Source organism: Phenylobacterium sp., assembly GCF_030645195.1.
GTDB lineage: Bacteria > Pseudomonadota > Alphaproteobacteria > Caulobacterales > Caulobacteraceae > Phenylobacterium.
Genome location: NZ_JAUSLW010000105.1, coordinates 1 through 5,888, shown reverse-complemented (window position 1 = coordinate 5,888; position 5,888 = coordinate 1). Strand labels below are relative to the sequence as shown.

The 5,888-nt window shown below is 69.1% G+C and carries 7 protein-coding genes and 1 pseudogene; 3 read left to right on the top strand and 5 right to left on the bottom strand.

The genetic code is table 11. The annotated features are described in order from the left end of the window. A partial coding sequence (locus tag Q7T09_RS09305) for an AAA family ATPase (protein ID WP_304699327.1) occupies positions 1-2,102 on the top strand: 2,102 nt, incomplete at its 5' end. A 62-nt stretch (positions 2,103-2,164) separates the two neighbouring features. Here the strand turns inward: Q7T09_RS09305 and Q7T09_RS09300 are convergent. Continuing rightward, positions 2,165-2,506, bottom strand: coding sequence for a BA14K family protein (locus Q7T09_RS09300; protein ID WP_304699326.1), 342 nt, complete (start codon positions 2,504-2,506; stop codon positions 2,165-2,167). Positions 2,507-2,677: 171 nt separating this feature from the next. Here Q7T09_RS09300 and Q7T09_RS09295 point away from each other — a divergent pair, with 171 nt between their 5' ends. After that, positions 2,678-3,016, top strand: coding sequence for a hypothetical protein (locus Q7T09_RS09295; protein ID WP_304699325.1), 339 nt, complete (start codon positions 2,678-2,680; stop codon positions 3,014-3,016). Between the two features lie 54 nt (positions 3,017-3,070). On the opposite strand, the gene Q7T09_RS09290 is transcribed toward Q7T09_RS09295, so the two are convergent. Both Q7T09_RS09290 and arfB read right to left on the bottom strand, forming a co-directional pair. After that, positions 3,071-3,613: a hypothetical protein gene (locus Q7T09_RS09290; protein WP_304699324.1), complete on the bottom strand. Its 543-nt coding sequence runs from the start codon at positions 3,611-3,613 to the stop codon at positions 3,071-3,073. Between the two features lie 86 nt (positions 3,614-3,699). Further along, positions 3,700-4,125, bottom strand: a complete 426-nt coding sequence (gene arfB / locus Q7T09_RS09285; RefSeq protein ID WP_304699323.1) for an alternative ribosome rescue aminoacyl-tRNA hydrolase ArfB — start codon at positions 4,123-4,125, stop codon at positions 3,700-3,702. A 206-nt stretch (positions 4,126-4,331) separates the two neighbouring features. Between arfB and Q7T09_RS09280 the strand changes: the two genes are divergently transcribed. Then, positions 4,332-4,823, top strand: a complete 492-nt coding sequence (locus Q7T09_RS09280) for a GNAT family N-acetyltransferase (protein ID WP_304699322.1) — start codon at positions 4,332-4,334, stop codon at positions 4,821-4,823. 39 nt (positions 4,824-4,862) lie between these two features. On the opposite strand, the gene Q7T09_RS09275 is transcribed toward Q7T09_RS09280, so the two are convergent. Together Q7T09_RS09275 and Q7T09_RS09270 are read right to left on the bottom strand one after the other, a co-directional pair. After that, a complete protein-coding gene (locus Q7T09_RS09275; RefSeq protein ID WP_304699321.1) occupies positions 4,863-5,339 on the bottom strand; it encodes a Fur family transcriptional regulator in 477 nt (158 codons plus the stop codon). Positions 5,340-5,444: 105 nt separating this feature from the next. Then, positions 5,445-5,888: pseudogene (locus tag Q7T09_RS09270) on the bottom strand (DUF4167 domain-containing protein); the annotation flags it as partial.

Here is a 5,888-nt window from a genome sequence, read left to right as displayed (position 1 = left end):
CCGTGCTCGAGGCCCTGCCCAAGGCGAGCGGTGCGACCGTGCAGCAGCCGGCCGCGTCCGCCGCGCTCACCCGCGTGCTGGCCGCCGCGCTCGACCTCGCCTCGTCCATGAAGGACGACTACGTCGCCACCGAGCACCTGCTGATCGCCATCGCCGAAGGCCTTGCCATCCGCATCGTCAATGGCGACGTGCCGGAATCGCTCAAGAACAAATCGCTGATGTCGCTCGATCTGGGCGCGCTGATCGCCGGGGCGAAATATCGCGGCGAGTTCGAGGAACGGCTCAAGGCCGTGCTCAACGAGATCACCTCGTCCGACGGCCAGATCATCCTGTTCATCGACGAGATGCATACGCTGGTCGGCGCCGGCAAGGCCGATGGCGCCATGGATGCGTCCAACCTCTTGAAGCCGGCGCTGGCGCGTGGCGAGCTGCACTGCGTCGGGGCGACGACGCTCGACGAGTACCGCAAGCACGTCGAAAAAGACGCAGCTCTGGCGCGGCGCTTCCAGCCGGTGTTCGTCAGCGAGCCCACGATCGAGGACACGATCTCGATCCTCCGCGGGCTCAAGGAAAAGTACGAGCTGCATCATGGCATCCGCATTTCGGATTCGGCGATCGTCGCCTCGGCGCAGCTCTCGAGCCGCTACATCGCCGACCGCTTCCTGCCCGACAAGGCCATCGACCTGATGGACGAAGCGGCTGCGCGGCTGCGCATGGCGGTCGATTCGAAGCCCGAGGCGCTCGACGAACTCGACCGGCGCATCATGCAGCTCAAGATCGAGCGCGAAGCGCTGAAGAAGGAACCGGACGACGCCAGCAAGCTGCGGCTCGAGCGGCTCGAGCACGATCTCAGCGGCCTCGAGGAAGAGGCGCAGGCGCTGAGCCAGAAATGGCTCGCCGAAAAAGAGCGGCTGCAGGGCAGCCAGAAGCTCAAGGAAGAGCTCGATCAGGCGCGCTCGGCGCTCGAGATCGCGCAGCGTGGCGGAGATCTGGCGAAAGCCGGCGAGCTTGCCTATGGCGTGATCCCGGGCCTCGAAAAGCGGATCAGGGACGCCGACCAGGCAGAGGCGGGCGAATCGGGCGACAGCCCGATGGCGTCCGAAGTGGTGACGGCCAGCGACATCGCCCAGGTGGTGTCGCGCTGGACCGGCATTCCCGTCGACAAGATGCTGGAGGGCGAGCGCGAAAAGCTGGTGCAGATGGAGGGCTCGCTCGGCAAGCGCGTCATCGGCCAGGCAGAGGCGGTCACCGCCGTCTCCCGCGCCGTGCGGCGCTCCCGTGCGGGGTTGCAGGACCCCAACCGGCCAATCGGCTCGTTCATGTTTCTCGGCCCCACCGGCGTCGGTAAGACCGAGCTCACCAAGGCGCTCGCCGAATTCATGTTCGATGACGAGGCCGCCATCACCCGGATGGACATGAGCGAGTACATGGAGAAGCACTCGGTCAGCCGCATGATCGGCGCGCCCCCCGGCTATGTCGGCTACGACGAGGGCGGGGCGCTCACCGAGGCGGTGCGCCGCCGGCCCTATCAGGTCGTGCTGTTCGACGAGGTGGAGAAGGCCCACCCCGACGTCTTCAACATCCTGCTGCAGGTGCTGGACGACGGTCGCCTGACCGACGGCCAGGGCCGCACGGTGGACTTCCGCAACACCATCCTGATCATGACCTCCAACCTCGGGTCGGAGTTCCTGGCCGGGCAGGCGGACGGCGAGGATGTGGACGAGGTCCGGCCCATGGTCATGGACGTCGTGCGCCGCCACTTCCGGCCCGAATTCCTGAACCGGATCGACGAGATCATCCTCTTCAAGCGGCTGGGCCGCTCGGAGATGGACAACATCGTCGGCATCCAGATGCAGCGGGTCGAGAAGCTGCTGGCCGCCCGGCGGATGTCCATCACCCTGGACGCCGCGGCCAGTCACTGGATCGCCGAACGCGGCTACGATCCCGTCTATGGGGCCCGGCCGCTGAAGCGGGTGATCCAGAAGGAGCTGATCGACCCCATCGCCAAGCGGCTGCTGGCCGGCGACTTCCAGGACGGCTCGGTGATCGAGGTCGGCGCCACCGACGACGGCCTGCAGATCGGCAAGGTCAAGGTCCACTAGCGCTCAAGAAAACGGCCCCGCTCATCACTGAGTGGGGCCGGATTCTATTGACGGTGGTCGGCCTACAGCCGGCAACGCACCCAGACGCGGCCGGTGAAGTACATGTCCCGGGCCGGATTGTAGCTGCGATAGCGCATCTGGCAGGCGCGGACGTGCCCGTACCAGCTACGCTCGCTGCGCCAGTGGCGCGGCGGCGGGGCCGGGTGACGGCCCCAGCGGTTGTCCCAGCGGCCATAGCGGTTGTCGTAGCGGTCATGACGGTCGCTGACGCCGTCGCGGTCGCGGTCGCGGTCCTGCCGCTCGTTGTACTGGCCGTAGCCGTAGGGCTGGGCCACGGCGGCGCCGACGCCGGCCGAGGAGGCGAGCGTGATGGCGGCAAGGCCGATGGTGATAAATCTGCGCATGGTTTCTCTCCCGAGACGATCCGTCCCGGCAGGATTAACGCCCTGGTCATGGGTTAGTTCGGCAAAACCCGCCGATCTGTGCTATAGGTGTGGATATGATTGATCGCGTCTCTGCTGTTCGCGCCTACGAACGCCTGCGCGTCTCCCACGACCAGTAAGGAATCCCGCCCCATGCCCGAGGAACAATTCATCCAGATGTATGTCCGCGACTTCGCCACCATGGCGTCGCGGGTCGAGGCCGGGTCCGACATCGAGGCCCAGCTCAACAAGCGCATCTCGGAAACCCGTTCGCACGCCGCCCTGATGGACGCGCGCAAGGCTGAGGGCCACCTGGCCGCCGTGATCGACCGGCTGCGCTCGGAGGCCCGCAAGGACGCCTCCCAGGCGGTGAAGAACACCCCCGACCCCATCGCCGCCGCCGCCCGTCGCCAGGAATTCATGCTGCGCGTGGCCGACATGCTCGACGCCGAAATGGCCGAGCCGGAAAAGCGCGGCGCCGCCCGCTTCTAGAGCGGGACAGCCCCCACACCGCGCCTCCCGGCCTTCGCCGGGACGAGCGGGTTCTTACAGTTCGATCGCCACGGCCTTGCCCTGGCGGATTTCGACGCGGCGCATGATGGCCATGTCGGGACCCTCGCCACCCACGGGCTTGGCCACGGTGATGACGAACCAAGCTCCATTGGCTAGGCCCTGGAAGCTGAAGTGGTCGGCGGCGTCGCAGGTGGTGCGGCGCACGAAGGCCGAATAGTCGCCGCTGGGGGCCGAGGGCGTGCGGGCCCGCACCTGTTCGGCCGGCAGGGCCGCGCGGTCGGGCGAATTGTAGAGGATGGTCATCCGCCGCCGGGTCCACAGGGTCTCCGGCGTCAGCACCACCCCGGCGCCGGCGCAGGTGTAGCGCGACACCCCGCTGCGGAAGGTCATCTTCCCGTCGATCCGCCCCTTGCCGGGCACAGCCGACCAGGAGAAGTCGCCCGGTCGGAACACGCCGGCCGACGGCGGCCCCCCCGCGCCCGGCGGCGGCGGCGGCGGGCCCATGGGCGCGGTGGTGGCGCAGGCTGAAAGCCCAATCAGGGCGGCGGAGATCAGGAGAAGACGAGTGGGGGTCATGGCGAGGGCACCATAGGCAAGGGGAGGGGCGCGCGCCAAGAGGCTTCGTCGCCTTCCCCCTGAACGTCATGGCCGGGCGGTCTCTCTCAATCTTCCCCGCGCACCTTGCCCCGGGTGGCCTTCACCCCGCCGCGCTTGACCTTGGAGTCCACGCGCCGCGCCTTGGCGGCCTTGCTGACCTTGGTCTTCTTGCGGGGCGGCGGCGGCGGTTCGGCGGCCTTGCGGATCAGCTCCAGCAGGCGATCCAGGGCGTCGGCCCGGTTCCGCTCCTGGGTCCGGTGGGTCATGGCCACCAGCACCAGCACCCCGTCCAGGGTCACCTTGCGCCCGCCCAGCTTCATCAGCCGGATGGCCACGTCATTGGGCAGGGACGGCGAGCCGCGCACGTCGAAGCGCAGCTCCACGGCGGTGGAGACCTTGTTGACGTTCTGCCCGCCGGGGCCCGCGGCGCGGATGAACCGCTCCTGGACCTCGTCGTCGTTCAGGCTGATGTCGGGGGTGACTTCGATCATGGGTTCCAGCAGCGCTTGTGACTCGCTACTCTCACAACATGCGCAGCGTAGCGACCCTTATGCAGATTTGCACCGCCCGGCCCGGGCTGGTGAGAGCTGCTGTGCGCTAGGAAGTTCTACGACACGCCGCAGATCACCAGCCCCGCCGGCGACGGACGGGGCTTTTTCTTTGTCCCGGACTCCGCCCGCACCCACGGAGAGAGACCATGAGCGAAATCCTGATCCGCGCGCGCGAGCCCACGGACATGGCCGACCTGACCGAGCTGCTGAACCAGCCGAAGGCCATCTGGGGCACCCTGCAGATGCCCTTCGTCAGCCTCGGCGCCCGCCAGAGGCGCGCCGCCGCCGGCTCGGCGGCCGACCTGCACCTGATGGCGGTGATCGACGGCAAGGTGATCGGCTCGGCCAGCCTCAACCGCTTCGAGAACCGCCGCGCCCACGCCGGCTCCATCGGCATGGCGGTGCACGACGCCTATGCTGGACGCGGGGCGGGCTCGGCCCTGATGGCGGCCATCATCGGCCAGGCCGACAACTGGCTGAACCTCACGCGGCTGGAGCTGAACGTCTGGTCCGACAATGGGCGGGCCATCGCCCTCTATGAGCGGTTCGGCTTCGAGCGGGAGGGACTGTTCCGGAACTATGCCTGGCGCGACGGGGCCTATGCGGACTCGATCGCCATGGCGCGGTTGAGAGGGTGACACTTCGCAGCTTCCCCCCACAGGCGTGGGGGAAGCTGCCTACTGGCAGGCCAGACAAAGCCCCCGGGCTTCCAGGGTCACGGCGCGGACCACGTAGCCCACGGGGGCGGCGGCGGCGATCTGGGCGGCGAGGTCGGGGTCGAACTCCTCGGCCGCCCCGCAGCATTCGCAGATCAGGAAGGCCGCCCGGTGCCCTCGGTCGTCGCGGCGGCAGGGGACATAGGCGTTGAGGCTTTCGATACGGTGGGCGAAGCCCAGGCGCTCAAGGAATTCCAGGGCGCGGTAGACGGTGGGGGGCTTGGCCGGCTCGCCGTCAGCGCCGAAGGCGGCGATCAGGTCATAGGCCTTCAGCGGGGCGTCGGCCTTCAGCAGCAGTTCCAGCACCCGGCGGCGCGGGGTGGTGAGGCGCTCCTGGGTCTGGGCGCAGAGGCTCTCGGCCTCCACCAAGGCATGGGAGAGGTCCGCGCCCTTGATGCCCGGGTGCGCGCCGTCCTCATGATGGCACTCGGTTCCCATGTCTATTGGCTACCCGTCCGCGCGGTTTCTCGCAACCCGCGGGATATGGTGACGCGGGCCCCAAATGCGAAGGCCGGGATCATCGATCCCGGCCTTGCTGGCGTTCTATGCGTCTTCGGTTTCCGACGGAGGACCGCCTTCGCCGCCCTCGAAGCTGCGCGGGGCGCGGCGACGCTTGGGCTTGGCGGGGGCTTCGTCCGCCGTCGCGGCGGCGGCCGGGGTCTCGGCGCGGGGCGCGCGGGGCGCCCGCGGCGGGGCGGCCTTCAGGAAGGCCGGGGCGTGGCTCTCGCCGCCGTCGTCGTCGCGCAGCACCGGGGAGCTGTGGGTCTCGGCGGCCACCAGGGGCGCGCTCTTGGGTTCAACCACGGCCAGGGGATCGCGCTCGGGGCGATCCTCGCGCGGCCGGTCGTCACGCTCGCGCCAGCGGTCGCGGCGTCCGCCGCCCTCGGTCCGCGCGCCGCCATCGGGGCGATCGCCACGGGGGCGATCGTCGCGCGGCCGGTCGTCACGGTTGCGGGTCTCGGCCTGGGGACGGTCTTCGCGGGGACG

What these genes read in the sequence shown, in the direction of transcription:
- Q7T09_RS09290 (WP_304699324.1), bottom strand. Translation starts at nt 3,613, where the DNA reads ATGACCCCCACTCGTCTTCTCCTGATCTCCGCCGCCCTGATTGGGCTT.
- Q7T09_RS09275 (WP_304699321.1), bottom strand. Translation starts at nt 5,339, where the DNA reads ATGGGAACCGAGTGCCATCATGAGGACGGCGCGCACCCGGGCATCAAG.
- Q7T09_RS09280 (WP_304699322.1), top strand. Translation starts at nt 4,332, where the DNA reads ATGAGCGAAATCCTGATCCGCGCGCGCGAGCCCACGGACATGGCCGAC.
- Q7T09_RS09295 (WP_304699325.1), top strand. Translation starts at nt 2,678, where the DNA reads ATGCCCGAGGAACAATTCATCCAGATGTATGTCCGCGACTTCGCCACC.
- Q7T09_RS09300 (WP_304699326.1), bottom strand. Translation starts at nt 2,506, where the DNA reads ATGCGCAGATTTATCACCATCGGCCTTGCCGCCATCACGCTCGCCTCC.
- arfB (WP_304699323.1), bottom strand. Translation starts at nt 4,125, where the DNA reads ATGATCGAAGTCACCCCCGACATCAGCCTGAACGACGACGAGGTCCAG.